20 protein-coding genes are annotated in these 25,946 nt (G+C 74.8%); 6 read left to right on the top strand and 14 right to left on the bottom strand.

Features of this window, described 5'->3' with window-relative positions:
• Positions 1-336: 336 nt before the first annotated feature.
• Together AC3ERT_RS00100 and AC3ERT_RS00095 are read right to left on the bottom strand one after the other, a co-directional pair.
• On the bottom strand, positions 337-1,353 hold the full coding sequence (locus AC3ERT_RS00100) for a GNAT family N-acetyltransferase (RefSeq protein ID WP_335976088.1): 1,017 nt from the start codon (positions 1,351-1,353) through the stop codon (positions 337-339).
• 130 nt (positions 1,354-1,483) lie between these two features.
• Positions 1,484-2,110, bottom strand: a complete 627-nt coding sequence (locus AC3ERT_RS00095) for a nucleoside/nucleotide kinase family protein (RefSeq protein WP_435128063.1) — start codon at positions 2,108-2,110, stop codon at positions 1,484-1,486.
• 236 nt (positions 2,111-2,346) lie between these two features.
• Here AC3ERT_RS00095 and AC3ERT_RS00090 point away from each other — a divergent pair, with 236 nt between their 5' ends.
• A complete protein-coding gene (locus AC3ERT_RS00090; RefSeq protein WP_335976079.1) occupies positions 2,347-2,541 on the top strand; it encodes a hypothetical protein in 195 nt (64 codons plus the stop codon).
• A gap of 172 nt (positions 2,542-2,713) precedes the next feature.
• Positions 2,714-4,363, top strand: a complete 1,650-nt coding sequence (locus tag AC3ERT_RS00085; protein WP_435172046.1) for a hypothetical protein — start codon at positions 2,714-2,716, stop codon at positions 4,361-4,363.
• A gap of 479 nt (positions 4,364-4,842) precedes the next feature.
• Here AC3ERT_RS00085 and yczR read toward each other — a convergent pair whose 3' ends face one another.
• Entirely contained in the window at positions 4,843-6,354 is a 1,512-nt protein-coding gene (gene yczR, locus AC3ERT_RS00080) for a MocR-like transcription factor YczR (RefSeq protein ID WP_435172044.1), read from the bottom strand.
• 64 nt (positions 6,355-6,418) lie between these two features.
• Between yczR and yczE the strand changes: the two genes are divergently transcribed.
• Both yczE and AC3ERT_RS00070 read left to right on the top strand, forming a co-directional pair.
• Positions 6,419-7,105, top strand: coding sequence for a membrane protein YczE (yczE, locus tag AC3ERT_RS00075; RefSeq protein WP_488179794.1), 687 nt, complete (start codon positions 6,419-6,421; stop codon positions 7,103-7,105).
• Positions 7,106-7,363: 258 nt separating this feature from the next.
• Positions 7,364-7,738, top strand: a complete 375-nt coding sequence (locus tag AC3ERT_RS00070; RefSeq protein WP_031517570.1) for an RNA polymerase-binding protein RbpA — start codon at positions 7,364-7,366, stop codon at positions 7,736-7,738.
• Positions 7,739-7,842: 104 nt separating this feature from the next.
• On the opposite strand, the gene AC3ERT_RS00065 is transcribed toward AC3ERT_RS00070, so the two are convergent.
• From AC3ERT_RS00065 to AC3ERT_RS00035, 7 genes are all read right to left on the bottom strand, one after another.
• Positions 7,843-9,336, bottom strand: coding sequence for a hypothetical protein (locus AC3ERT_RS00065; protein ID WP_435172042.1), 1,494 nt, complete (start codon positions 9,334-9,336; stop codon positions 7,843-7,845).
• 66 nt (positions 9,337-9,402) lie between these two features.
• Complete coding sequence (gene fxsA / locus AC3ERT_RS00060) at positions 9,403-9,993, bottom strand: FxsA family membrane protein (protein ID WP_435172040.1); 591 nt, start codon at positions 9,991-9,993, stop codon at positions 9,403-9,405.
• 85 nt (positions 9,994-10,078) lie between these two features.
• Positions 10,079-10,849, bottom strand: coding sequence for a polyprenol monophosphomannose synthase (locus AC3ERT_RS00055; protein ID WP_435128075.1), 771 nt, complete (start codon positions 10,847-10,849; stop codon positions 10,079-10,081).
• Positions 10,846-12,555, bottom strand: coding sequence for an apolipoprotein N-acyltransferase (lnt, locus tag AC3ERT_RS00050; protein WP_435128077.1), 1,710 nt, complete (start codon positions 12,553-12,555; stop codon positions 10,846-10,848). Before lnt ends, AC3ERT_RS00055 begins: the two co-directional genes overlap by 4 nt.
• 727 nt (positions 12,556-13,282) lie before the next feature.
• Positions 13,283-14,959 carry an amidohydrolase gene (locus AC3ERT_RS00045; protein ID WP_435172038.1) on the bottom strand — a complete coding sequence of 559 codons (1,677 nt, stop codon included), beginning with the start codon at positions 14,957-14,959 and terminating at the stop codon, positions 13,283-13,285.
• Positions 14,960-14,989: 30 nt separating this feature from the next.
• A complete protein-coding gene (locus tag AC3ERT_RS00040; protein ID WP_328473841.1) occupies positions 14,990-15,430 on the bottom strand; it encodes an Lrp/AsnC family transcriptional regulator in 441 nt (146 codons plus the stop codon).
• Positions 15,431-15,495: 65 nt separating this feature from the next.
• The gene (locus AC3ERT_RS00035; protein WP_435172036.1) at positions 15,496-16,737 is read right to left on the bottom strand and encodes an FAD-binding protein; all 1,242 of its coding nucleotides are present in this window, start codon (positions 16,735-16,737) and stop codon (positions 15,496-15,498) included.
• A gap of 298 nt (positions 16,738-17,035) precedes the next feature.
• On the opposite strand from AC3ERT_RS00035, the gene AC3ERT_RS00030 reads away from it, so the two are divergent.
• Complete coding sequence (locus AC3ERT_RS00030; protein WP_435172035.1) at positions 17,036-17,560, top strand: hypothetical protein; 525 nt, start codon at positions 17,036-17,038, stop codon at positions 17,558-17,560.
• 78 nt (positions 17,561-17,638) lie between these two features.
• On the opposite strand, the gene AC3ERT_RS00025 is transcribed toward AC3ERT_RS00030, so the two are convergent.
• Positions 17,639-18,814 carry an acyl-CoA dehydrogenase family protein gene (locus AC3ERT_RS00025; RefSeq protein ID WP_435172034.1) on the bottom strand — a complete coding sequence of 392 codons (1,176 nt, stop codon included), beginning with the start codon at positions 18,812-18,814 and terminating at the stop codon, positions 17,639-17,641.
• Positions 18,815-19,213: 399 nt separating this feature from the next.
• Between AC3ERT_RS00025 and AC3ERT_RS00020 the strand changes: the two genes are divergently transcribed.
• Positions 19,214-21,001: a serine/threonine-protein kinase gene (locus AC3ERT_RS00020; RefSeq protein WP_435172032.1), complete on the top strand. Its 1,788-nt coding sequence runs from the start codon at positions 19,214-19,216 to the stop codon at positions 20,999-21,001.
• Positions 21,002-21,034: 33 nt separating this feature from the next.
• Here AC3ERT_RS00020 and AC3ERT_RS00015 read toward each other — a convergent pair whose 3' ends face one another.
• The 3 genes from AC3ERT_RS00015 to AC3ERT_RS00005 form a co-directional block, all read right to left on the bottom strand.
• Positions 21,035-23,215, bottom strand: coding sequence for a putative bifunctional diguanylate cyclase/phosphodiesterase (locus tag AC3ERT_RS00015; RefSeq protein WP_335976278.1), 2,181 nt, complete (start codon positions 23,213-23,215; stop codon positions 21,035-21,037).
• A 155-nt stretch (positions 23,216-23,370) separates the two neighbouring features.
• A complete protein-coding gene (locus AC3ERT_RS00010) occupies positions 23,371-24,189 on the bottom strand; it encodes an SAM-dependent methyltransferase (RefSeq protein ID WP_435128090.1) in 819 nt (272 codons plus the stop codon).
• 312 nt (positions 24,190-24,501) lie between these two features.
• The gene (locus AC3ERT_RS00005; protein ID WP_435172030.1) at positions 24,502-25,749 is read right to left on the bottom strand and encodes a chitinase; all 1,248 of its coding nucleotides are present in this window, start codon (positions 25,747-25,749) and stop codon (positions 24,502-24,504) included.
• Positions 25,750-25,946: the final 197 nt, after the last annotated feature.

The following is a 25,946-nucleotide window of genomic DNA, read 5'->3' as shown; positions in this document are numbered from 1 at the left end:
GGATGCGGGGGTGCCCCGCACCGACGGAACCTAGGGGACCGGCCCGGCCCGGGCAAACAGCGCCGGGCGCCGGAGCGCAGGCCGCCGTCACGGTCGGCGACCGTGCCCCCGAATGTCCGTGATGCGAGCGTTGCGCCGGGTGCGCCGACCGCCACCGTCCATCACGAACAGCCCGCCGCCGCGACGTTCCGTGCGACCTCGCACCGCGCACCGTACATGTCCGGCGACCACCCGGTGATCCCGCTCACAGAAGTCCCAATTGCCCGAATTAGCATGGTATTTCAGGTCATGCTGTGACCTGCGGCACGCAGGTTCCCCGGGTCGCGCGAGGCCGCTTCAGAAGGTGCCCGCGGGACCGGTGAGGCGGTGGTCGAGCATGCGGGCGAGGCGGTAGGCGACCGGGCGGAAGCCGATCGCCGGAAGGTGTCCGGCCGCGTGCGGGGACGCGGACGGCCACTGCGCGGACATGTACCGGTGCCCGGCGTCGTACGCCCAGGCCAGCGCGGTCGCCAGCAGGACCCGGCTGATCCCCTCGCCGCGGAACGCGGGTTCGACGTACATCTCGACGAGTTCGACGCAGGACGCGGGCACCACCGGGTCGGGCCGCGCGGGGACCAGCACCACCATGCCGATCTCCTCGCCCCGCCGGGACGCGATCCACGCGCCGCACCGGGTGTCCGCCAGCGCGGCCGCGTAGTGCACGCGCAGCGCCGCCAGCGCGGCCTCCGGCTGCGGCTGGAAGGTCGCGGTGCCGCGCTGCCGCCGGGCGGACTCCGCGGCCATCCGGCCGATCTGCGGCAGGTCGCCCGGCCCGGCCCGGCGGATGGCCAGCCCCTCGACCCCGCGCGGCTGCCGCCCGCGGGCCTTGACCGCCATCAGCCCGCAGACCCGCTCCCGACCGAACCCGAGGTCGGACCAGGGCGCGGTGCCGACCTCGCCGGCCGGCACGTCCACGTAGTGCGCCAGCCGCTGGTCGGCGACGAGCCGTTCGGCGACCCGGACGTACAGCGCGCGCAGCACCTCGCTCTCCCGCCCGGCGGGCAGCGCGTGGCCGCCGTAGGGCACGAGCGCAGCACGCGGGTGGCCGCGCAGGGCGGCCGGGTCGTCGGGGGCGAGGTCGACCGGTACGGCCGCCAGGTGCCCGATCAGGCCGCCGTCGCCGTCGAGCGCGCGGACCGCCTCGATGCCGGGCGTGCGGTGCAGCCCGTCGAGCAGTTCCCCGCCGCGCACCGGGCCGTCGGCGAGCCAGGACCGCTGCGAGGGAGGGCGCCGGGCCCGGGCGAACCAGCGGTCGTACCGCTGGACGGCGAGGGGTATGTGCTCGGTGGTCAGCGGCGCGATGGCGACAGTCATGGTGCTCGTGGACGCTAGCGGTGGGCGCCGTCCCAGGGCAAGGCGGGCCCGGCCGGGGGCGGGGACAGGTCGGGACGGGTGCCGCCAAGCGCCCGAAAGTCGGTGCCGCGCACGGGCGTTCAGGCCCGCCTCACCCTGTCCATGCCGGGTGGTTGGGGTCGTCCGCGCGCACCAGGACGTCCGCGGCCTCCTCCGGCAGCGCCTCCCGCGCATACCGCTCGTACGCGGGCAGCGTCCACCGCTCCGGCGCGGGGGTGCGCCGGGCCAGCGCCGCCGGGGACAGCCGCAGATGGACGGTGAGGTCGAACGGCAGGCCCTGCCCGAGCAGCAGCGGGCCGTCCAGCAGCAGCACGCCGCCGGGCGGGAGTTCCACGTATCCGGCCCGGGTGGAGCGGTCGGTGCGCGGGTCGCGCAGCGAGGGCAGGGCGCGGCCGGTGCCGCCCGGGCCGAGCGGGTCGAGCACCTCGCGGCGCAGCGCCCCGGTGTCCAGCCAGAGCTGGTAGTAGGCGTCGACGTCCTCGTGGCCGTACTCCAGCCGGAGCGAGGCCGGGCGCCAGAAGGTGTCGGCGCCGACCCGCAGCACCGGTCGGCCGAGGGCGGGCAGCGCGGCGGCGACGGCGTCGGCGAGGTCCGCGGGGCGGGCGGCCGGCGCGCCGTCGACGGCCACCCGCCACCAGGGGCCGGGCGGGCGGCCGGCGGCGATCCGTTCGGCGAGGGCGTCGGCGAGCTTGGGCCAGGTGATGGGGGTCGGCTGCACCCGGCCATCCTGCCGGACCCGGCCCAGGTGCCGCCCCGGCGGCCCGCCCTCACCCGTTCGGGCGAGAGGGCCGTACGGCACTGGAACCGGGAGCCGCCTCCTGCCGCGTCGCACCTCACCCGGGTGGCGGAAAGCGACGACATATCACCCGTTTGCCAGCGCGCACGATCTATTACCTTTTGTGAGCCTGGAAGGACTCACGGTGACCGTCCCCATCACCTCAGGAGAAGAGCCCCATGATCCTGTCCATCTCCGGCGTCGTCCTGCTCGGCGTCATCTGCTTCCTGTTCTTCCGCAAGGACGGCCTGAAGGTGTCCCACGGAGTGGTCTGCGCCCTCTTCGGGTTCTACCTCGCGGGCACCGCGATCGCCCCCAGCATCACCGCGGGCGGGGCGAGCCTGGCCGGCCTCATCGGCGGGCTCAAGATCTAGCCGTCCGGATCTCCAGGGCGTCCGGCGGCCACTCCTGCCCCTCCCCCGGGCCCGGCGGCGGTCGATCCGCCTCCGGGCCCGGCGCCGTTCCCGATCCCGCCACCCCCCCGGCCCCGCGCGCGCCCGTGTCCCCCACGCGCCGTCCCCCACCCGAACCACCCATGGAGCACCCGTGGTCAGGCGTCCCCTTCCCAGCATCCTCACCAGCCGGCCGGCGCTCGCCCGCGGCCGCAACCTGGCGCGCACCGCGGCCGACGGCGCCGGTGACGTGCTGCACCCTGTCATCACCATCGCCCGGGGCATGCGCCGGCAGGCGTCGTGGGCCGGCGAGTGGTGGGGCCGCACCCCGAAGGACCGGCGGGGGCCGGCGCTGCTGCTGGCCGCGGCGGCCGTCGTGATCGTGGCGATGATGCCGTACGGGCCGATCCTCGGGGTCGCCGCGCTCGTGGCGTCCGCGGCGTGGCTGGGCCGGGAGCGCGGCGCGCCGGCGGCGGCCGGGCCGACCGAGGCCGAGGGGGTGCGGCTCCAGTCGCTCTACGAGGCGCTGGTGCCCTACCTGTCCGACCCGGGCGACCCCGCGCCGCTCTACGCCCACGACGGCAGCTGGGAGCGGGCGTTCAGCTCCTACGAGTTCCAGGACGGCCGGCTGGCGCGGCTGCACCTGCGCTACCCGGCGTACTTCACCGACGGCGAGGACGACTCCCGCACCCGGGTCGAGCAGCTGCTGCACGCCAAGGCCGGCCGCGGCCGGGAGTACCGCTTCGACTGGAACGAGGAGGAGAACCACCTCACCCTCACCGCCCTCCCGCCGCTGCCGACGGACATCGCCGCGCAGCGGTTCGTCACGTCACCGGGCGAGACCGTACTCGGCTTCACCGACGAGGGCGCGGTGCAGCGCACGGTGCCGGTGTCGGTCCCGTCCGCCGACGAGGGCGCCGACGGCGGCGACGGTACGGTCACCCGCGACGCCCCCGCCGTCCTGTGGCGGACCGGTGCCCGCTCCACCGAGCCGCACCTGCTGGCGCTCGGCCAGCCCGGCACCGGCACGACGAGCCTGCTCCGCTCGATCGCGCTCCAGGCGCTGGTCCACGGCGACGTGGTCGTCATCGACGGCGGCGGCACCGGGGAGTACGCCGCGCTGGCCGGCCGCCCCGGTGTGCTCGCCGTCGAGGACGGGCTGCTCGGCGCCGCGGCCACCCTGGAGTGGGCCGTCCACGAGACCGAGCGGCGGCTGATCGCGGTGAACCGGGCCCGGCAGGCGGGCCGCCCCGTCGCCGAGGACGTACGGCGGCCGCTGTGGATCGTCGTCGACCGGCCGACCTCCCTCACCCAACTCGCCCTCGCCGAGGGGCGGCCCGACCCGCAGGCCCTGCTCGACGTCCCCCTGCGGCACGGGCGCGCCGCCAGTGTCGCGGTCGCCGTCGCCGACCAGCTCGACGCCACCGAAGCGCTCGCGCCGGTCGTCATCTCGCAGACCCGCGCCCGGGTCGTCCTCGGCCGCCTCGCCCCCGAACACGTCCAGGCCGTCCTCGGCGCGCCCCAACGCACCACCCCCGCGGCCGACGTACCCCCCGGCCGCGGTTACGCCCGTCTCGGCACCGGCCCCGTCCTCCGGCTCCAGGTCCCCGCGGCCCCCGACCCCTACGACGAGGAAGCGCCCGCCGCCCACCGTTCCGCCGTCCTCACCCTCCTCCCCTCCGACCCCACCCCCGCTCCCTCCTCTCCCCCCGCCCCACCCGACGACGCCCCTCCCCCGCTCGAAACCGTCACCCTCCGCAAGGGTGCGGTGATCCGTACGGTGGCCGACCTCGAGCTCGGCTGAACCCGACCCCCCGGGGTGGGGGTTGCTGTGAGTTGCGGGACCACCCGCCGGCGGTGGGCTTGTCGCGCCGTTCCCCGCGCCCCTGGGTCTGCTCGGGTTCTCCTGCGGTACCCACCCTCCGGGGTGGTGGGTGCTGGCGTCCCGGGACCTTCGGCCGGTGGGGGCTTGTCGCGCCGTTCCCCGCGCCCCTGGGTGCGCTCGGGTGCTCCGCAAGTTGTGGTGGCTGTGGGTGCCCAGCCTCTGCCCACTCACGCACGCCACAGTTCGCGGAACAGCCGCACCTACTCAGGGGCGCGGGGAACTGCGCGACAAGGCACCGCGGACCGCAAGGTCCCGACGAGGCACGGAACCCACCACCCCGGAGGGTGGGCACCGCAGGGAAACCCGAGCAGACCCAGGGGCGCGGGGAACTGCGCGACAAGCCACCGCGGACCGCGAGGTCCCGACGAGGCACGGAACCCACCACCCCGGAGGGCGGGTCAGGCCACGAAAAGCCCGGAGGGCTCCGACCCCTCCGGGGCAGCGCCGGAGCGGACGAGTTCGGCGGCCTGGGCGAGGCGGGCGGCGGCCTCGTCGGCGGCGGGGCCGCTGACGGTGAAGGGAATGCGGATGTAGGACTCGAAGGCGCCGTCGATGCCGAAGCGGGGCCCGGCGGGGACGCGGACGCCGAGCCGTTCCCCGGTGACGGCGAGGCGGGAGCCGGAGACGTCGCCGGTGCGGACCCACATGGTCATGCCGCCGCGGGGCACGCTGAAGTCCCACCCGGGAGTGTGGGCGCGCAGGGCCGTGACGAGGTCGTCGCGGCACTCGCGGGCCCGGTCCCGCCGGGAGGCGAGCGCCTGCTCCCAGCCGTCGCCGCGCAGCAGCCATGCGACGGCGAGCTGGTCGACCACGGGGGACGCGAGGTCGAGGTAGGCGCGGGCGGAGACGAGGCGGCGCACCACGTCGGGGGTGGAGCGCACCCAGCCGATGCGCAGCCCGGCCCAGACGCTCTTGCTGGCGGAGCCGACGGTCATCACGGTGCCGCCGCGGTCGAAGGCGGCGAGCGGCCGCACCCCGGACTCCTCGCCGTCCAGGACGAGTTCGGCCATGGTCTCGTCGGCGACCACCGTGGCGCCGGCGACGCGGGCGGCCTCGACGAGTTCGCGGCGCTCGTCGTCGCCGACGAGGGTGCCGGTCGGGTTGTGGAAGTCGGGCATGACGTAGACCATGCGGGGCGCGGCGTCGCGCATGACGCGGCGCCATATGTCCATGTCCCAGCCGCCGAGGCGTTCGCGCAGCGCGACGGGCACCAGGCGGGAGCCGGTCTCGCGGAAGAGCTCCAGCACGTTGGCGTAGCTGGGCGACTCCGCGGCGACCCGCTCGCCGTAGCCGACGGAGTGGCGGGCGACCGCGCCGACCGCGCCCATCGCGCCGGTGGTGACCATGATCTGCTCGGGCATGGTGGGCACCCCGCGGGCGGTGTAGCGGTCGGCGATGGCCTCGCGCAGCACCGGCAGCCCGGCGGGGAAGTCGCCGTGGGTGGCGGCGTAGGCGGGCAGTTCCGCGAGGGCGCCCTGCATGGCGCGGGTCAGCCACGGTTCGGGGGCGGACAGGGCGGCGGTGCCGAGGTCGATCACGGAGCCGGCGGCGTCGGGCGGCAAGGGCTCCAGGCTGCGGGAGGGCAGGATGTGGCCCTCGGGGATCGCGGTCCAGCTGCCGGCGCCGCGCCGGGAGCGCGCGAAGCCCTCGGCGCGCAGCGCCTCGTAGGCGGCGGCGACGGTGGTGCGGCTGACTCCGAGGGCGAGGGCCAGTTCGCGTTCGGCGGGCAGCCGGGCGGCCACCTGGAGCCGTCCTTCCAGCACCAGCAGCCGTACGCCGTCGGCGAGGCCGCGGTAGGCGGGCAGCTTCCGGGCGCCGGGGGCGGTCGCGGCGGCCCGGTCGGTCGCCGGCCGGGGCGTCAGGAGCCGGGCCAGATGCGCCGCGCTCACCGTAGCGGTCCACTGAGGCATGAAACTCAGTCCACCTTTCCCTGATTGGCCATGGCAGGAAACCGTCCGCAGGCCACACAGTGTCATGCGCGCTCGTCCACACGCCAGGGGGGTCCCTATGAGCCGTCCACTCGCCCACCGCCTCGTCGTCCTGTACGCCGGCCTCGCGCTGTACGGCGCGAGCGACGCCCTGCTGGTCCGGGCCTCGCTCGGTCTGGACCCGTGGGACGTCTTCCACCAGGGGCTCTCCCGGCTGACCGGGCTGAGCATCGGCGCCGTCTCCATTGTCGTCGGCGCCGCCGTTCTGCTCCTGTGGTGGCCGATCCGGCAGCGGCCGGGGCTCGGCACTGTCTCCAACGTGGTGCTCGTCGGGCTCTCGCTGGACGCCACCCTCGACCTGGTGCCCTACCACGCGGCACTCGCGGTGCGGGTACCGCTGATGGTGTGTGCCGTGGTGCTCAACGGCGTCGCCACCGGCCTGTACATATCCGCCCGCTTCGGCCCCGGCCCGCGCGACGGCCTGATGACCGGGCTGCACCGCAGGACCGGCCGCTCGCTGCGGCTGATCCGCACCGGCATCGAGCTGACCGTGCTGGTGGCGGGCTTCGCCCTCGGCGGCGGCGTGGGCGTGGGCACGGTGCTGTACGCGGTGTCGATCGGTCCGCTCGCCCAGTTCTTCCTGCGCCTGTTCGACGGCTCCGCGGCCACTACGACCGGCTCTGCGGTGATTCGCCGGGAAGCGCCGGAACACCGAGTGGTGGACACGATTTAGCCCTGAGGGGTGCGGGCGGGTAGTGTACGCGGTTGGCCCAGCGACCTGACCGCCGTCGACGGCAAAAGATACGACGACAGTGGGTGACATATCCCGCCAAGTGTGACAAATGGGATGTCGCTGGGTAGAAACAGGGGCGACACGACGGGCGACGCATATCCCGAAACGGGAATCTTCACCGCCGACCGGACGTTGACCGGATGACGACGACAGCGACACCTGTCCTGTGGGCGACCAAAAGCCCGGGAGGCACGATTCATGAGTGAGCGAGCTCTCCGCGGCACGCGACTCGGGGCCACCAGCTACGAGACCGACCGCGGCATCGATCTGGCCCCGCGCCAGACCGTTGAGTACGCATGCCGGAACGGACATCGATTCGAGATGCCGTTCTCGGTTGAGGCCGAGATTCCGCCGGAGTGGGAGTGCCGCGCCTGCGGCCAGACCGCGCTCTTGGTGGACGGAGAAGGTCCCGAGGAGAAGACCACCAAGCCGGCGCGCACGCACTGGGACATGCTGATGGAGCGGCGCACGCTCGAAGAGCTGGAGGAAGTGCTCGCCGAGCGGCTGGCCGTCCTCCGTTCCGGTGCGATGAACATCGCGGTGCATCCGCGCGACAACCGCAAGACCGCCTGACCGGACCCGGGTCCGCGGCGCCGCGGACCCGCCCGGGCCCGCACCCGCGGCGGCCCGCGATCCCTTCCGCCCGGCCGGAGCCCACCGCTCCGCGCCGGGCGCAGCTATGCCCCGGCGCGGGCCCGGCGGCGGCGCACCCGCGCCACCCCTGCGGCCACCGCTCCCCCGGCCACGACCGCGGCCAGGACCGACCACGCGACCGTGTGCCGCCGCGCCACCGGCGACGCCGGGGAGGCGTCCACGGCGATGACGGCCCGGTCGTTGCCCGGGGTGCGGTCGAAGGGGCCGTAGGTGCTGATGGTGCCCTGCGCGCCGGGCACCACCCGGTCGATGCGCACCCGGAAGCCGATGACGGTCGTCCGGCCCTGCGCCGGCCCCGGCCCGAAGGGGTCGGTGCCGATGTCGCAGACGAACGCGCCCCCGGACTTCGCCGGCCGGTCGCACGCCCAGGTGCCGCCGTCCTCCTCGATGGTGTACGGGATGGACGTCACCGTGGTGCCCTCCGGCGGCACCACCTTGAAGCCGCCCATCGTCTCGCTGCCCAGCGGACGCCCCGGGCCGTTGTTCCGCACCCCCAGCCGCACCGTCACCGTCTGGCCGACCCGGCCGCGTACGGTCGCGGTCACCGGCTGGTAGTCGGCCTGCACCGTGGTGGTGACACGGACGGTGCCGGTGGCGGCGGTGAAGCCGCGGTCCGCGGTCCTGGCCAGCGCCAGCGGGGCCTGCGTGCCGCGCACGGTGAACCCGGCCGGGCGGGTGCGGTCGGACGACCAGCTGTAGGTGAGGGTGCCCGACATCCGGCCCGCGGCGGTCGTGTAGCGGATCGGGGCGCTGGTACGGAAGGCGGTGTGCGGGCCTGCCGCGGTGGCGAAGCCGCACCAGGCCGAGGTGAAGGACGGGTCGAAGAAGCAGTTGCCCGGGCGCGAGGTGAGCTTCAGCCCGGGATCGGCGGAGACGGTCAGTGCGACGCCCTGCCGGGCGGCGAAGCGGCTGTGGTTGGCGAAAGCGAGGGTCACCGGGCGGGAGCTGCCCGGCGCCACGTCCTGCGCCGTCAGGTCCTTCCCGGGCACATCGAGGGAGGGGCCGCCCACCGTCATCCGGGTGGACCCGGTCACCTCGGCCGCGTTGTCCGCGACGGCGGTGTACGTCACCGTCCCGCCGTCACCGGGTGCGACGCCGTCCACGCCGTTCAGCGTGAAGGGCGCCTCGGACTCGCCGTCGCCGTTCTGCACGTCGCCGTAGGAGCAGGTGAACACCGCGCCGGACCGGGTGCAGTTCCCGCCGCCGCCCGCGCTCACCCGGGCGACGCCGGCGAGCCCCGAAGCGTCCACGACGACCCTGACATCGCGGGCCGGGCCCGCGTCGCTCGCCCGCACGGAGACGGGGATGACGAAGCCGCTGTTCGTGCCGTCGGCGCCCTCGTCCGCCGCGTACATCACGAACGTCTTCGGCGCCTCGGCCCGCAGCACCACCCGACCCGCCCCGGCCGCGGCCGCGGGCAGAGCGGTCGCGAACGGCACCGCCGCCACCAGGAGACCGCCCAGGGCCACGGGCAGGGCGCGGGCGGCGGTGCGTACCCGCCGCAACAGCATGATCATGCGGGCACTATGCCAACTCCCGCCCCCGCACACCATTTCCGCCTCTGGCGGCGCTCCCGTGCCCGCTCAGTCCCGGTTGACGACCTCGCCCTGGACGACCTTGTCCCCGCCGCCCGCGGGACCCCCGCCGGGGCCGCCGCGCCCACCCCCGAAGCCGCCCGGACCGCCCGGGCCACCGAAACCGCCGAAGCCGCCAGGTCCGCCGAGTCCGCCGCCCGGCATCGGCACCGCGCGGGAGAGCAGCGCCCGGTCCACCCGGCGGCCGATGAAGGCCCGGGTCGGCGGGAAGAGCAGCACCAGCGCCACGGCGTCGGAGACGAAGCCCGGGATGATCAGCAGCAGCCCGCCCAGCATGGCGAGGCCGGTGCGGCCGCCGCCCTGCGGCGGGCCGAGGGCGACCCCCTGCTGCTGGGCGCTGACGGACGCCGTCAGATTCCGCCAGGCGCTGCGCCCGGCCCGCTTGACCGCCGCGGCGCCCAGCACCAGCCCGGCCAGGATGCACAGGAACACGACGAAACCGCTGGTCGCCCCGGCCACCAGGATCAGCAGCCATATCTCCAGCACCGCCCAGGCCGCGATCGCGAGGGGCACGATGGTGCGGGCCCGGGAGCGCCGCCGTCGCTGCGGCCGGACCGGTGGCGGTGTCGTCGTCGTCATATCTCAAGTGTGCCAAAGACCGGGTAAAGCCCGGCTCAGGGTTGCCCCCTTCCCCTGGCTCCCGCCGGCTCATACCCGGCGCCGGCTACGGCAGCGGGCGGCGCCCGGTGATCTTGCCGGCGCGGGCGCCCACACCCCAGGCGGTGACCCGCCACAGCGCCTCGGCCACGATGTTGCGGCTCATCTTGCTGTCGCCGCGCTCGCGCTCCACGAAGGTGATCGGCACCTCGACCACGTGGAAGCCCGCCTTCACCGCGCGCCAGGCCAGGTCGACCTGGAAGCAGTACCCGGCCGAGGCGATGTCGCCCAGGCCCAGGCTCTCCAGGGTCTGCCGCCGGAAGGCCCGGTAGCCGCCGGTGACGTCGCGCAGCGGCACGTCGAGCATCAGCCGCGAGTAGGTGCTGCCGCCGCGGGAGAGGTACTCGCGGTGCTTGGGCCAGTTGACCACCCGGCCGCCGGGAATCCAGCGCGAGCCGAGCACCAGGTCGGCGCTCTTCAACGCGGTGAGCAGCCGCGGCAGTTCCTCCGGCTGGTGCGACCCGTCGGCGTCCATCTCCACCAGCACGCCGTAGTCGTGGTCGATGCCCCACTGGAACCCGGCGAGGTAGGCCGCGCCCAGGCCCTCCTTGCCCTTGCGGTGCATCACGTGCACCTGCGGGTCGTCGGCGGCCATCTCGTCGGCCAGCTTCCCGGTCCCGTCGGGGCTGTTGTCGTCCGCGATCAGGATGTCCGCGTCGGGCACCGAGGCCCGGACCCGCTTGACGATCGGCCCGACGTTCTCCGCCTCGTTGTAGGTGGGGATGATGACCAGGACCTTGCCGAGGGAGTCAAAGCTCCGCTGCCCGTCCTCGTTCACTGCTGCGACTGCCCTTTCGCCATGCGCGTGCGCTCCAGCCTGCCGATCGCGACGGCGGCCGCGCAGGACAGGAGACCCACCATAGCGAGTGCCCACTCAGGTGCCGCACCGACTCGGTCCGCGACCGTCTTCTCGTCGCGCAGCGGAATGTCGGCGCTGATGACCTGCTGGGTGAACTCCTTGCTGCGTTTCTCGATCGTCCCGTCCGGCTCGACCACCGCGCTGATCCCGCTGGTCGCCGCGGTGACCACGGCCCGGCCGTGCTCGACCGCGCGCAGCTTGGACATCGCGAGCTGCTGGTCGGGCTGGCCGGTGCGGCCATACGTTGCGTTGTTGGTCTGTACGACGATGGCTTGGGCGCCGGCGTTCACTGTGTCGCGAACAATTCCGTCGTAGGCCACCTCGAAGCAGATCACGTCGCCGAGGTTCGCCGGGCCGATCCGGAGCACTCCGGTGCTCTTACCTGGGTAGAAGTCCTTCGGGATCTCGTTCAGCATCGGAATGACCTTGGTCAACTCTTTACGGAACGGGACGTACTCGCCGAAGGGCACCGGGTGCTGCTTCGTGTAGTGGTCGCCGGGGCCGGTGAGCGGGTCCCACACGATGCCCTCGTTCTGCACGTGGTCCTTGTCCGGGCCGTCCACCAGCGCCCCGACCAGCACCGGCACGCCCACCGCCTGGACCGCCTCGCTGATCTTCGCGTACGCCTGCGGGTAGGTGAAGGGGTCCAGGTCGGAGGAGTTCTCCGGCCACAGCACGATGTCGGGCTTGGCCACCTTGCCCGCCTTGATGTCCGCGGCGAGCTTGAGGGTGGCCTGCACGTGGTTGTCGAGGATCTTCATCGGGCGGCCGAGGAAGTGCATGCCCGGCTGCTGCACGTTGCCCTGCACGATGGCGACCTTCACATGGCCGACGGCATCGGTGTGGATCGGCACCAGCAGTCCGGCCAGCAGCACCGCCGCGGACAGCACCAGCGCGCCGGCGGCGGGCAGCAGGCCGCGTACGGCCGCCGCGGGGGCCCACGGGCGCCCGGCCCGGCCGCGCCAGGCCCGGTGGGCGGCCAGGGCCGCGGCGGCCAGCACGGTGCCGCTGAGGGCCACCGCGAAGCTCACCAGCGGGGCGCCGCCGAGCGCGGCGAGCGGGGTGAACGGCGAGCCGGTGTTCGCGAACGCCAGCCGCCCCCACGGGAACCCGCCGAACGGCAGCCGGTCCCGGACGAGTTCCTGCGCCACCCACAGGCACGACGCCCACAGCGGCCACCACGGCAGCCGCCTCGCCACCACCATCAGCGCGGCCATCAGCACCAGGTACAGCGCCTCGATCGCCGACAGGCCCACCACGGCCAGCCAGATCACCGACCGCAGCCACACCAGCAGCCACAGGAAGAACGGGAACGCGAAGGCGAAGCCCAGCCACGCGCCCTGCCGGACCGTGCGGCCCTCGAGCACCAGCGCGAGGCCGGCCACCGCCACCACGGACAGCGGCCACACCCCGTACGGCGGGAACGCCGCGGCCATCATCAGGCCGAACGCCGCGGCGACCGCGCTCCTGGGGGCGGCGGCCCTGGCCGTGGCCTTCCACCGCGCCCGCCGGGTCACCGGTACGACCGGTGCGACCGGTACGACGTTCACTTCGGCGGCGGGCGCGGCCCCGTCGGGCGCGACCCCGTCGGGCGCCGCGGGGGCGTTCGGCGGACGCAGGCGCACAGGCGTGGCCTTCCTGCAGGTGGGGACATCTGACGAAGGTGACGGTACCCCGTGTTCCTGGGGGGTTGATGGGTGCGGGTCCGCCCGGGCTGCCCCTGCACGCCGGTTCCCGGACCTTGCGGCCGGTGGGTGGCTGGTCGCGCAGTTCCCCGCGCCCCTGTCGGGGTTGCTCAGCGTCGTCGGGTGCGGGTGGGGCGAGCTGCGGAGCAGCCGCACGTACTCAGGGGCGCGGGGAACGGCGCGACAAGCCACCCGGCGGGCGCAAGGTCCCGTGACGAGGGGGCGGGGCACCCCGGGGGGTCGGGGCACCCAACGGGAGCGGGCCCGGACACCCTTCGGGCCGACCTGGGAACCGCTGGCTGCGGCTCGGCACCGAGGCCGTTGTCTACTGGGTGTCCGGGCCCTTCCCGGGTCACACCTGCCGATCGGGCGGCACTCCCCCCGCGTTCCGCGCCGCGGACGCTGGACCTGGCTGCCAGTGGCGGCGCGCGGTGGGCGCGGCGCCCCATGACCCAGCGGTGTTCGACGCAACCGCGGAGAGCCCCCGGTCCGACGTCCTGTGGTGGACCTGGCCGAACCTACCCGCCGCCGACCAGCCACTGTCAACACCGCTGTGACCTGCGGATCTTCGACAAATCAGCAGGTCAGTGGCGAGGTGTCCGGGCGGTTGCGACACGCCGCGGGGCGGGCACCGCGCACCGTTCGGGCGCATGCCGGAAAGCGCAGGTCACCCGTTCGGCGGGTGGTGGACCGTACGGCCGGCGACGACGGTGCGCAGGGCGGTGGGCAGCGGGGTGCCCGGGGTGAGGTCGGGCAGGCCGGGGGTGCCGGAACGGGGGTCGGTGGACCAGTTGGCGACGCGTTCGTCGGGGGTCTGCACGACCAGGTCGCCGACCTGCCAGACCGCGTAGTCGGCCGGGGCGCCGGGGGTGAGGACGCCGGCGTCGTCGCGGCCGGCGGCCCGCCAGCCGCCGCGGGTGTGGGCGTTGAAGGCCGCGCGGGCGGAGACGCGGTGCCCGGGGGTGCGGTGGAAGGCGGCCGCGCGGACGGCGCCCCACGGGTCGAGTGGGGTGACGGGGCTGTCGGAGCCGAGGACCAGCGGCACCCCGGCGCGGGTCATCGCGGCGTACGGGTTGAGGGTGCGGGCGCGCTCGCGGCCGAGCCGGGCGGCGTACATGCCGTCGTCGCCGCCCCAGGTCGCGTCGAACGCGGGCTGCACGGAGGCGATCAGGCCGAACTCGGCGAACGCGGCGATCGTCTCGGCGGTCATCAGCTCCGCGTGCTCCACGCGGTGCCGCAGGGCCCGTACGCGGCCTGTGCCGGCCGTGGCGGCGGCCGCGCGCACCCCGTCGACCACGGCGGCCAGCGCGGCGTCCCCGATGGCGTGGAAGCCCGCCTGGACCCCTGCCTGGGTGCACACGGTCAGGTGGCGGGCGATGGTGTCGGCGTCGAGGTAGGTGACGCCGAGGTGGTCGGCGTCGGCGTAGGGGGCGTGCAGGGCGGCGGTGTGGGAGCCGAGGGAGCCGTCCACGAAGAGGTCGCCGCCGGCGCCGAGCGCGCCGAGGTCGCGCAGCCGGTCCAGGTCGGCGGGGCCGGTCACGGGCTCGGCCCAGTAGCCGTGCACGCGGGGGCCGGGTTCGGCCGCGGCGAGGGCGAGCAGGCCGGTCAGGTCGTCCTGCGAGGAGATGTCGGGGCCGGCGCACTCGTGGAGGCTGCCGATGCCGCGGGCGGCCGCGTGGCGCAGCGCGGCGCGCTGGGCGGCGGCGCGCTGGGCGGGGGTCACGGCGGCGTAGGCGGCCGCGCGGGCGGCGTGGTGGGCGTCGCGGGTGACCGGGCCGGTCTCATGGTGTCCGGGCAGGCCGGCGGCGCCGGGCACGAGGGCGAGCAGGGCGCTGGTGACGGCGGCGGAGTGGACGTCGGTGCGGGCGAGGTAGAGCGGGCGGCCGTGCACGGCCCGGTCCAGTTCGGCGCGGGTGGGCGGGCGGCCCTCGGGCCAGCGGCTGTCGTCCCAGCCGTGGCCGAGCAGCACCCGGTCGCCGGGGTGGGCGTCGGCGTAGGCGGCGGTGCGGGCCAGGGCGTCGGCGAGGGTGCGGGCCGGGCCGAGGTCCAGGCCGGTCAGGGCGAGGCCGGTGGCGGTGGTGTGCACGTGGGCGTCGACGAAGGCGGGGGTGACCAGTGCGCCGTCGAGGTGCACGACCTCGTCCACGCCGTCGGCGAAGGAGTCGGCGGCGCCTTCGGAGCCGACCCAGGCGACGGTGTCGCCGTCGACCACCATCGCGGTCGCGAAGGGGTCGGCGGGGCTGTAGACGAAGCCGCCGCGCAGCAGCACGGTGCCGGCTGCGGGGCGGTCGCTGGGGTGCTGGTCGGGGGTTTTGGTCGCCGCTGCGGCGGGGCGCTGGTGCATACCGCCAGTCTGCCCGGGCCGGTGGCGCGGTCAGATCCGGGGGGGCCTGGATTCGTAGGCGGTGGACAGCACCACGGTGGTGCGGGTGGAGACGCCGGCCAGGGAGCGTATCCGCGACAGCAGGTGCTCCAGCTCGATGGGGGCGGAGACGCGCACCTTGAGGATGTAGTTCTCGTCGCCGGCCACGCTGTGGCACGCCTCGATCTCGGGTACCTCGGCGAGCCGGTCGGCGATGTCGTCGGGTGCGCTGGGGTCGAACGGCTTGACGGAGATGAAGGCGGTCAGCGACAGGCCGACCGCTTCGGGGTCGATGACGGCCGCGTAGCCGCGGATGACGCCGCGCTGCTCCAGCCGGCGGACGCGCTGGTGCACGGCCGAGGTGGACAGGCCGGTGGCCTTGCCCAGGTCGGTGTAGCTCATCCGCCCGTCGGCGACGAGCAGTTCCACGATGTGCCGGTCCAGCTCCTCCACAGCCGTTGACCTTACCGGCACCGCGGGGTCCGTGGGCACGTCTCGGCCGGGCCCGGGGTGGCCGGTCACGGGCCGAGCAAGCGGCGCAGGTGGGCGTTGCCGAAGGTGCCGTCGGGGTCGAGCTCCGCGACGAGCGCCTGGAAGTCGGCCATCCGGGGGTACAGGCCGCGTACGGTCGCGGGGTCGGTGGTGGCGAGCTTGCCCCAGTGCGGGCGGGCGCCGTAGGGGGCGAGGGCGGCCTCCATGCGGCCCAGGACGGGGGTGACGGCGGCGGGGTCCTGGCGCCAGGTGAAGTGCAGGCCGACGGTGTCGTGCCCGTAGGCGGGGCTCAGCCAGAGGCGGTCGGCGGCGATGGTGCGGACCTCGCAGGTCATCAGGACCGGGGCGAGGGTCTCGCGCAGGTCGGCGAGCGCGGCGATGGCGGCGGTGCCGTGGACGCGGGGCACCAGGTACTCGGACTGAAGTTCCGCGCCGCTGCTGGGGGTGAACTGGGGGCGGAAGTGCGGCAGCCGCTCGTACCAGGGGCCGGGGGTGCCGTCCTGCGGGGTGCAGTGCACCGGGTCGACGCCGGGCACGGGGTGCAGCGAGCCCGGGGCGGGCTCGGTCCACGGCAGGTCGGGTTCGGGGGTGCCGTCGAGGCGCTTGAGCCAGACCTGGGTGAAGCGCGGGGCGCGCCAGTCGGTGAAGAGGCTGACGCTGTAGGCGGCGCCGGTGAGGGTGTCGAAGTGGGCGAGCGCGTCGGCGAGGGCGAGGCCGGTGCGGGCGGTCTGGCGTACGTCGAAGGCGGGCACCGTCTCCAGCGTCAGGTGGGTGGTGATGCCGAGGGCGCCGAGGGAGACCACGGCGCCGTCGAAGCGGTCGCCGTCCTGCGCGCGGCTGAGGCGGAGGGTGTCGCCGCCGGCGGTCAGCAGGTCCAGCGCGGTCACGGAGGTGGCCAGGGAGCCGTTGGTGTCGCCCGAGCCGTGGGTGCCGGTGGCGACCGAGCCGCCCACCGAGATGTGCGGCAGGGACGCCATGTTGGGCAGGGCCAGGCCGTGGGCGTGCAGGTACGCGGCGAGTTCGGCGTAGCGCACGCCGGCGGCGACGCGGACGGTGCCGGCGGCGCTGTCGATGTCCATCTCGGCCGGGAGCGCGGCCAGTTCGACGAGGTCGCCGTCGGTGTCGGCGATCGCGTTGAAGGAGTGGCCGCTGCCGAGCGCCTTGACGCGGCGGCTGCCGGCGACGATCGCGCGCAGTTCGTCGAGCGTGGTGGGCCGGTGCACGCGCTGTGCGCCGAACGTCAGGTTGCCCGCCCAGTTGGTCCGCATGCCGTGCCACTCCCGCCCGCCGGCCCGCTGCCGACACAACCGTGCTGGTCCCCGCCTTTTGGTCACCCTATAAGGCGGCCGTGCGGGTGGCTTTCGGGGGCACCGGGGGGCGTAGGGGCGCATCGCGGGGGCGCATCATCCGGCCATTCCGGGAGTGTGACGAAGGCCACACCGCGACGGCGCGGAGGGCTCCGCATGGCGCGATTACCCGCGTAGCACGGCGGGAAGTGCTCGCTATGGCCGCGAGCGTGAAGCCGGGCCGGCCCAACGGAGGGCATCACCCAAGGGGGAAACCCATATGCGTCACCCTGTGCGCCACAGCCGCAGTGCCCGGACGTCGTCCACCGCCGCGGAGGGTCACGAACGCGACCTCGCGCTCGCTCCCGCACCGACCGCCGACAAGGCCGCCGCCGGCGATGACCACGCCGCCGACGCCGACGACTTCGACCCGGCGGACGGCTTCGACGACGGCGCGGAGCCCTACGACGAGGACGGCGACGACCTCGCCGACGTCGTACGCCTCGCCTGCCCCGACTGCGGTCGGCCGATCGCCGTCGCCGGCGACGACACCCTGCTGCCGCCCCACGCGGTGTGCCCCAACCCCTGGCAGCCCTTCGGGCTCACGGTCTGCGCCGGCTCCGGCCGCGCGGTGGCCGAGGCCGGAGCCCTCGAGCCGCTCGTGCTGGCGCCCGCCCACGAGCCCCTGGCCCCGGCCCGCCCCCTCGACTGGCGCACCCAGCCCTTCTCGCACGTCGGCGGCCCCGGCTCCCGCCCCGTCCGCGTCCCCGCCCAGCGCGCCGCCCACCCGCCGCTGGCCGCCTGAGCAGCTGGGCGTCGCGGCCGGAAGGGGGCGCGTGGGCGCCCCCGACGGCGAGGAGCCGCACACACCCGCGGCCGGTACCTAGCCGCGGGTCTCCGGGCCCACCAGGTGGCGTGCGATCACCATCCGCTGGATCTGGTTGGTGCCCTCGACGATCTGGAGCACCTTCGCCTCGCGCATGTACCGCTCGACCGGGAAGTCCGCGGTGTAGCCGTACCCCCCGAGCAACTGCACCGCGTCCGTGGTGACCTGCATCGCGGTGTCCGTGCAGAACAGCTTCGCCATCGCCGCCCGCGCGCTGAACTCCCGCCCGGCGTCGCGCAGCCGGGCCGCGGTGAGGTAGAGCGCCCGGCCCGCCTCGACCCGGGTGGCCATGTCCGCGAGCATGAACCGCAGCCCCTGGAAGTCCGCGATCGGGCGGCCGAACTGGCGGCGCTGGGCCATGTGGTCCGCCGCCGCGTCGAGCGCGGCCTGCGCCACGCCGATCGCACACGCGGCGATCCCCAGCCGCCCGGCGTCGAGCGCGACGAGCGCGATCGCGAAGCCCTGCCCCTCCTCGCCGATCCGCCGCTCGTCGGCCACCTCGACCCCGTCGAAGTGCAGCTGCGCGGTCGGCGAGCCCTTCATCCCCATCTTGTGCTCGGGCGCCCCCGCGCTCAGCCCGGCCGCGTCACCCGGTACGAGGAACGCGGAGATGCCGTGCGCGCCCTCGCCGCCGCTGCGGGCCAGCACGGTGTAGAAGTCGGCGACGCCGCCGTGGGTGATCCACGCCTTGGTGCCGTCGATCGTCCAGGAGTCGCCGTGCCGTACGGCCCGGGTGCGCAGGCTCGCCGCGTCGGAGCCCGAGGTCGGCTCGGACAGGCAGTAGGCGCCCAGCAGTTCGCCGCCGAGCATCGCGGGAAGGTGGTCGGTGCGCTGCTGCTTGCTGCCGAACGCGGCCACCGCGTGGCAGGCCAGGGTGTGCACGCTGACCCCGAGCCCCACGGTCAGACGCGCGGCCGCCAGCTCCTCCAGCACCTGGAGGTAGACCTCGTACGGCTGGCCGCCCCCGCCGAACTCCTCGGGGTAGGGCAGGCCGAGCAGCCCGGAGCGGCCGATCAGCGCCATGGTCTCCCGCGGGAAGTGCCCGGCCTCCTCCTCCGCCGCGGCGGAGGGCGCGATCTCGCGGCGGGCCAGGTCCCGGGTCAGGTCGAGCAGAAGGCGGGCCTCGTCGGTGGGCAGCTGCCGTTCGACCGGCTGCGGGCCTTGCTGGGGCATGGCGGCACATCCTCCCTGTGGGGTGGCGGCGGCCCCGCGCGAGGGTGAGGTGGAGCCGTCCGGTGAGAACTACCCCGTTCCCGTCGCGATCTCCCACGCCGGGTCTCGGCAACGGGTGATCAACGGGTCCGGCGCATGGAGTATGCCGTATGGGGGCGAAGACGTCACCGGCGAATTACCGCCACGGCTCCTCCCGCCGCAGGGGTGCACCCGCCGGGTGCCGCCGGGCGACACCGGCCGACACGGGGCGCCACCGGCCGCCACCGGCCGCCTGCGGGGGCCGCAACCGCGGGGGCGACCCGCCGCGTCCCCTGGTTCGGCGCCCGGGCGGTCCGGGCCGCGCGGGCGAACCCGTCGGACACCCGCGAACGGAGCGGAAGGCCACGTACGCTGCTGCGCATGGAGAGCTTGGAGGCGTCCGATCCCCGGTCGGTGGGCGGTTATCCGCTCTTCGCCCGGCTGGGCGCGGGCGGCATGGGGCAGGTCTACCTCGCCCGCACGGTCGCGGGGCGGCCGCTGGCGCTGAAGACGGTCCGCGCGGAGTTCGGGCTCGACCCGTCCTTCGGCGAGCGGTTCGCCCGCGAGATCAGGAACGCGGACCGGGTGCGCTCGCCGTGGACGGCCGCCGTGGTCGACTACTCCCCCGAGGGGGCGAGCCCGAAGTGGCTGGCGACGGAGTACGTGGCCGCGCCGTCGCTCGCGGATTGGATACGGGCGCACGGCCCGCTGCCCGCGCGGAGCGTGGTGGCGCTCGGCGCGCAGTTGTGCGAGGCGCTGCACGCGGTGCACCGCGCGGGCCTCGCGCACCGCGACGTGAAGCCGTCGAACGTGCTGCTGGCGCGGGCCCGGCCGCTGCTGATCGACTTCGGGATCGCCCGGGCCGCCGACGACACCCGGCACACCAGCACCGGTGCGATGATCGGCTCGCCCGGGTACATGGCGCCGGAGCAGGCCACGTCCGGCGGCTCGGCCGAGCCGGGCGACCTGTTCGCGCTGGGCGCGGTGCTGGTCTACGCGGCGACCGCCCGCGGCCCCTTCCACCACCCCGGCGAGACCGTCTCCACCGCCGCCCTGCTCTACCGCGTGGTGCACGAGGACCCGGACCTGACCGGGGTGCCCGCCGAACTGCTGCCGGCGGTGTCCGCACTGCTGGCCAAAGACCCGGCGGAGCGGCCGGCGGCGCCGGCGGCGGCCGAACTGCTGGGCGGCGCCGGGCAGATGTCCGCGCCGCCGCCGTGGGGCGGCCTGCTGCCGCCGGGGCTGGCAGGCGAACTGGACGCGCGCGAGGCGGAGATGCGGGCCGCGCTGGCCGTGGCTCCCCCGGCCGCTCCCCCAGCTGATCCCCCGGCCGGTTCACCGGCCGCTCCGCACACCGATCCGCCGGCCGCCCCGAAGGCCGCCGAGCCCGGCGCGCCCCCGGTGGCCGCCACCACGCCGTACGGGCCGGAGTCCGCGACCTTCCGCCACCCCGCCTACCAGGGCCAGGGCCTTCCGACGGGCCCTCAGCCGCCCGTACCGGGGCCGCAGGCACCGCCGCGCGGGTATGCGCCGCCCAGTGGCCCGCACGGCTCCTCGGGGCCTGCCGCGGCCCCCGGCCGCGGGCGCCGCGGCGGCACGGTGGCGGTGGCGGCCGCGGTCGCCGTGGTCCTGGTCGTGGCCGGCTCCGTCGCGGCCTACCGCTGGCGGCAGCACTCCGGCGGGAGCGACGACGCCGCCGGCGGGACCCCCGCCGCCACGACCCCTGGCACCACCGCCCCCACAGGCACCGCGTCCGGCACCGGCGACGGCTCCGGAAGCTCGGGCGACGATCTGCCCGCCGCCTGGATCGGCACCTGGTACGGCGTGGGCCCGGGCGTGCCCTCGCTCACCGGGAAGGCCAAGGTCACCATCACCTTCACCGGCGGCGCGCGCGGCAGTGTCGTCGGCAAGGAGGTCACCCATGTGACCGACCTGTTCGGCGGCGCCGACATCGGCTGCGTCGACACGCTCGGCTACACCGGGCAGGACGGCTCGACGCTGGAGTTCCAGACGGTGTCCAGCACCCCGTCCGACCCGTCCAGCGGCACCGTGTGCTCCGGGGTGCGCGTGTACACCCTCACCCTCGGCGGCGACGGCCGGACGCTGGCGCTGACGAACTACACCGACCTGTCGGTGGGCGCCCCCAGCACGTTCAGCAAGCAGAGCTGACCGGCACCGAGCAGAGCTGACCGGCGCGGGCGGTCAGCTCGCGTCGGCGAGCAGCAGGGTGCCCATCTGCTCGGGCGGCGCGGGACGGCCGTAGTACCAGCCCTGACCGGTGTCGCAGCCCAGGTCGCGCAGGTAGCCGGCCTGGGCGCTGGTCTCCACGCCCTCGACGGTGACGGACAGGCCCAGGCCGTGCGCGAGGGAGACGATCCCCTCGACGATCTTCAGGTCGACCGGGTCGGCCGGGTGGTGGCTCATCCCCCGGGTGAAGGCGCGGTCGAGCTTGAGCACGCTGACCGGCAGCCAGCGCAGCGAGGAGAGGTTGGAGTAGCCGGTGCCGAAGTCGTCCAGGGCGATCTCGACACCGAGGTCCGCGATCCGGCGCAGCGGCTTGAGCGCGTCCTGGTCGGCGCCGATCAGCGCGCTCTCGGTGACCTCCAGGCACAGCGCGTCCGGCGGCAGGCCGCTGTCGTCCAGCACCCGGGTGACCTCGGCGACCAGGTCGGGGTGGTGGAGCTGGATCGGCGAGAGGTTGACGTTGACCCGCGGGGGGCGGGCGCCGTGGTGGTTGCGCTGCCACACCTCGGCCTGCCGGACCGCCTGTTCCAGCACCCAGCGGCCGAGCGGCACGATCTGCCCGGTGTTCTCGGCGAGCGGGATGAAGCGGTCCGGGCCGATCACGCCGTGCACCGGGTGGCCCCAGCGGACCAGGGCCTCGGCGCCGTGCACCACGCCGTCGCTGAGCCCGATGAGCGGCTGGTACTCCACGAAGAACTCGCCGCGCTCCAGCGCGCCGGGCAGCCGGTTGGTGAGGCTGTGCCGGGTGATGGCGCGGGCGTCGGCGTCGGGGTCGGCGACCTCGTAGCGGTTGCCGCCCAGTTCCTTGGCCCGGTACATGGTGATGTCGGCGCTGCGCAGCACGTCGGCGGCGGCGTGCTCGGCGGTCGGGGTCAGGACGATGCCGATGCTGCCGTGCACCGGCAGTTCACGGCCGTCGACGAGGACGGGTGTGGCGAACGCCTCCAGGATGCGGCCGGCCAGGTCGGTGACGGCGTCGAGGCTGGGCGGGTCGGTGTACAGGGCGACGAACTCGTCGCCGCCGATCCGGGCCACGAGCTGGTCGGGCGAGGTCAGGCAGTTCCGCAGCCGGTCGGCGACGGCGACCAGCAGCTGGTCGCCGACGGCGTGGCCGAGGCTGTCGTTGACCGCCTTGAAACCGTCGAGGTCCAGGTAGCACAGGCCGATCCGGCGCCCGGCGCCCGCCTCGCCGCCGTCGGGCGCGTCCTGGTCGGCGAGCGCCTGGTCGAGCCGTTCGAAGAACAGGGCGCGGTTGGGCAGGCCGGTCAGCGCGTCGTGGGTGGCCTCGTGGCGCAGCCGTTGCAGCAGTTGGCGGCGCTCGGTGATGTCCTCCAGCAGGGCCAGTTGGTACTGGGGGGCGCCGGCGCTGTCGCGGAGCACGGAGACCTGGAGGTTGCCCCACAGCACGGAGCCGTCGGCGCGCGGATACGCCTTCTCGGTGTGGTAGCCGTCGCGCTCGCCGCGGAGCATCTCGCCGTTGAGGGCGCTGATCACCGCGGGGTTGTCCGGGTGGGTCCACTCCGGGACGGTGCGCTGCATGACGTGCCGTTCACCGCCGAACATACGGCTGAGCGCGTCGTTGATCTCCAGGACGCGGCCGTCGAGGTCGGCGATGCCGATGCCGATGGCGGCGCCTTCGAAGACCGCGCGGAAGCGGGCCTCGCTGGCGGCCAGCGCGCGTTCGGCGTCGGCCTGGGCGGCCAGTGCGGCGCGGGAGATCGACTCCTGCTCGTGCAGGGTGCGTTCGCGCAGCGCCTGGGAGAAGCCGACGGCCACGGCGTGCTGGAGGCGGGAGCAGCGGGCGCGGGTCTCGTCGGCGGACAGGCCGCCGGGCGGGCAGTACAGCACCAGGTAGGCGTCGATGACGCCGAGGATGCTGGGCAGCGCCTCGGGGTCGGTGCAGTGCGCGTCGACCAGGGCGGCACCGACCGGGACCGCGGTGCGCGGGTCGAACCGGTCGGCGCTGAGCGCGTCCCGCAGCACGCGGGCCAACGGCCGCAGGTACGCCTCCAGTTCGGCCCGGGTCATGGAGGTGGCCGTCAGCGGGTAGACCGCGCGGGCCCAGATGGCGGCGAAGCGGCGCAGGCTGTCGTCGGCCGCGGCCCGGGCGCACAGCTCGGGGTCGGCGTGCGCCAGCACCTCGGGTTCGGCCCGGCCCGGTGCGCCGGCGGCGGCCGGGGGTTCGGGGGCGTGGTCGGGGGCCGTTCCGGGAGCGGCGACCGCCGACCCGTCCGCGGGGGCGGCGGCCGGCCGGGTGCCGGCTCGGCGCGCCGCGTCGCCGGCCGCCTTGGTGCTCACGCCTTCAACCCCACACCGGCGAGCCCGAGCAGCACCACCGGGTCGTCGTCGTCGGCGGGCGGGGTGTCGGGCCGCCAGTGGGGCAGGTGCACGATGCCCGGTTCCACGATCTCGAACCCGGCGAAGAGCGGGCGCAGTTCGTCGGCGGTGCGGTGCACCAGGGGGCTCGCGGTGCGCTGGTAGACCGTCGCGACGTCGCGCTGCGCGTCGGACTGGCCGGTCGACTCCGCGGGGGTGGCGTGGGTGATGGCCATGATGCTGCCGGGGGCGAGGGCGTCCCGCAGGGTGGCGATGATCTCGCCGGGGCGGTCGTCGTCGGACAGGAAGTGCACCACCGCGATGAGCATGAGCGCGACCGGCCGGTCCAGGTCCAGCAGGCGGCGGACCTGGGGCGATTCCAGGATGGAGCGCGGGTCGCGCAGGTCGGCCGCGGCGATGTCGGCGTCGGGGTTCCCGGCGAGCACCGCGCGGCTGTGGGTGACGGCCACCGGGTCGTTGTCGACGTAGACGACGCGGGCGCCGGGGTGGGTCTCCTGGGCGACCTCGTGCACGTTTCCGAAGGTGGGTATGCCCGAGCCGATGTCGAGGAACTGGGTGATGCCCTGCTCCAGCGCGTAGTTGACGGCGCGGCGCATCACCGCGCGGTTGGCCTGGCCGATCTTGGGCATCCCCGGCAGCGCCTTCAGCGCGGTCCGGGCCGCTTCCCGGTCGACCTCGAAGTTGTGCGAGCCGCCCAGGAAGTAGTCGTAGATCCGGGACACGCTCGGAACGGTGATGTCGATGTTCTGCGGGGCCCAGGACGGTCGGTCGGTCACGGTCGGTGCTCCAGGTCGTGGGAGTGCGGACGCGGCAGGCGGGCAGAGGCCGGATCGGGCAGACTCCCGGATGCTCGACCGAGATTACTGATCACTTGTTCGGAGTGAAGCACATCGCCGGAAACGCGAGGTCCGTTTTGCTCGGCTGGCACCGGCATGTACCGATGCGGATACGCGCACCTGCGGAGACGCGCACCCAGCAGGAAGGGCCCGTGGCGCCTGAGCGCCCCGGGCCCGACCTTATCGCGCGGACGGTGATCGGATGAGTGCTTCTAAAGATGAACCGCTCGTCGGTGTACGGTCCCTAACGGCTCAGCAGGAGCCCTCGTCCTTCCAGACGCCCCACTCGCCGGTGGTGCCGGGCTGCTCGTTGGTGGTCCACCACTGGGCGAGCCACTTGTGGCCGCCGTACGACACCTCGTCGCCGCCGGTGTAGACCGCGGAGGCGCTCCAGGCCGCCACGTCGGCGCAGCTGCCGCCGGCCGGCGGGGTGGTGGTGGTCGGGGTGTCGGTGGGCGTGCCGGTGGGCGGGGTCGCGCCGGCGAACTCCACGGAGTACTTGGCGAAGTCCCAGGAGTTCTGGGCGACCGAGCTGCACGAGCCGGAGGTGCTGCCGTTGTTGTCCGGCGGGCTGCACTGGCGGTCGCGGTTGAGCGACCAGAAGGTGAAGCGGCCCATGCCGTGGCTGGTGGCGTAGTCCAGCACGGTCTGGAAGTCCGCATGGGTGAAGTACTCGCCGGTGTCGCTGCGGCCGTTCATGCCGGAGAAGCCCTCGTGGGCGTAGGCGGTCGCGGCGCTCCAGCCGAAGGTGCTCTGGAGCAGGCTGTTGAACGCGGTCAGGGCCGCGGTCTGGGAGGCGGCGCCGTTGTCGAAGCCGCCGTCGAAGGGCATGATCGAGAAGTTGTTCGGGGTGAAGCCGATCGACTTGGCCTCGTCGAGCATCTGGGTGCCGAACCAGCCGGTGCCGGCCGAGGTGCCCGGGGTGGTGACCGAGAGGTAGATGCCGGGGTTGTTCTGCTGGAGGATCTTCGCGGCGCCCAGTTCGTTGGCGACGGCCGCGGTGTTCTCGTACTCCGGCTCCTCCAGGTCGAAGTCGATCGCCTTGAGCTGGTACTTGTCGACGACCTGCTGGTAGGCGGCCGCGGTCGAGGCCGCGTCGGAGCACGCCTGGCCGAGCTTGGTGCCGCCGTAGCCGCCGATCGACACCGAGACGTCGCCGCCCTTGGCGCGGATCGCGGAGATGGTGGCCGCGACCGAGGTGTCGGAGGACACCGGGCTGGTGCCGCCCCAGGTGGGGCTGCACCCGCCGCCGCTGGGGGCGAGGATGAAGGCGAGCTGGAAGGCCTTCAGGCCGCTGGCGTCCATGATCGCGGTGGCGTCCGGCGGGTTGTTGTCCAGCGGCATCAGGTAGGGCGCGGCGGCGTACCAACTGCTGCTGAGCGCGCTGGCCGTGGGGGCCGCGCTGGCCTCGCCGGTGCCGAGGGCAGCCGCGGTGCCCAGCCCGGCGGCGGCCAGCAGCGCGGCGGCCACTCCGGTGCCGAGGGCTTTGAGACGGTTCACGTCGGACCTCCTGTGGGGGGAACGTCCCAGCAGGTTCCTGCGGTGATCCGAACACGTCAATAGGTTGGTCCAGACCTTTGGGTCAACCCACAAATTGGTCTCTACCAGTGCGGGCGGCCCGCCCCGCCCGCACGCCAACCGGCCCAAGGGGGGGGGGGGGGGGGGGGGGGGGGGGGGGGGGGGGGGGGGGGGGGGGG

This window comes from Actinacidiphila sp. bgisy145 (assembly GCF_057708125.1).
This window is presented reverse-complemented; position numbering and strand designations above follow the sequence as displayed.

Bases quoted from the DNA above. Each gene is read 5' to 3' on its own strand.
- AC3ERT_RS00090 (WP_335976079.1), top strand. From the start codon at position 2,347: ATGATCCTGTCCATCTCCGGCGTCGTCCTGCTCGGCGTCATCTGCTTC.
- AC3ERT_RS00030 (WP_435172035.1), top strand. From the start codon at position 17,036: ATGCGTCACCCTGTGCGCCACAGCCGCAGTGCCCGGACGTCGTCCACC.
- AC3ERT_RS00100 (WP_335976088.1), bottom strand. From the start codon at position 1,353: ATGACTGTCGCCATCGCGCCGCTGACCACCGAGCACATACCCCTCGCC.
- AC3ERT_RS00065 (WP_435172042.1), bottom strand. From the start codon at position 9,336: ATGATCATGCTGTTGCGGCGGGTACGCACCGCCGCCCGCGCCCTGCCC.
- AC3ERT_RS00045 (WP_435172038.1), bottom strand. From the start codon at position 14,959: ATGCACCAGCGCCCCGCCGCAGCGGCGACCAAAACCCCCGACCAGCAC.
- yczE (WP_488179794.1), top strand. From the start codon at position 6,419: ATGCGCGCTCGTCCACACGCCAGGGGGGTCCCTATGAGCCGTCCACTC.
- fxsA (WP_435172040.1), bottom strand. From the start codon at position 9,993: ATGACGACGACGACACCGCCACCGGTCCGGCCGCAGCGACGGCGGCGC.
- AC3ERT_RS00070 (WP_031517570.1), top strand. From the start codon at position 7,364: ATGAGTGAGCGAGCTCTCCGCGGCACGCGACTCGGGGCCACCAGCTAC.
- AC3ERT_RS00035 (WP_435172036.1), bottom strand. From the start codon at position 16,737: ATGCGGACCAACTGGGCGGGCAACCTGACGTTCGGCGCACAGCGCGTG.
- yczR (WP_435172044.1), bottom strand. From the start codon at position 6,354: ATGCCTCAGTGGACCGCTACGGTGAGCGCGGCGCATCTGGCCCGGCTC.
- AC3ERT_RS00020 (WP_435172032.1), top strand. From the start codon at position 19,214: ATGGAGAGCTTGGAGGCGTCCGATCCCCGGTCGGTGGGCGGTTATCCG.
- AC3ERT_RS00025 (WP_435172034.1), bottom strand. From the start codon at position 18,814: ATGCCCCAGCAAGGCCCGCAGCCGGTCGAACGGCAGCTGCCCACCGAC.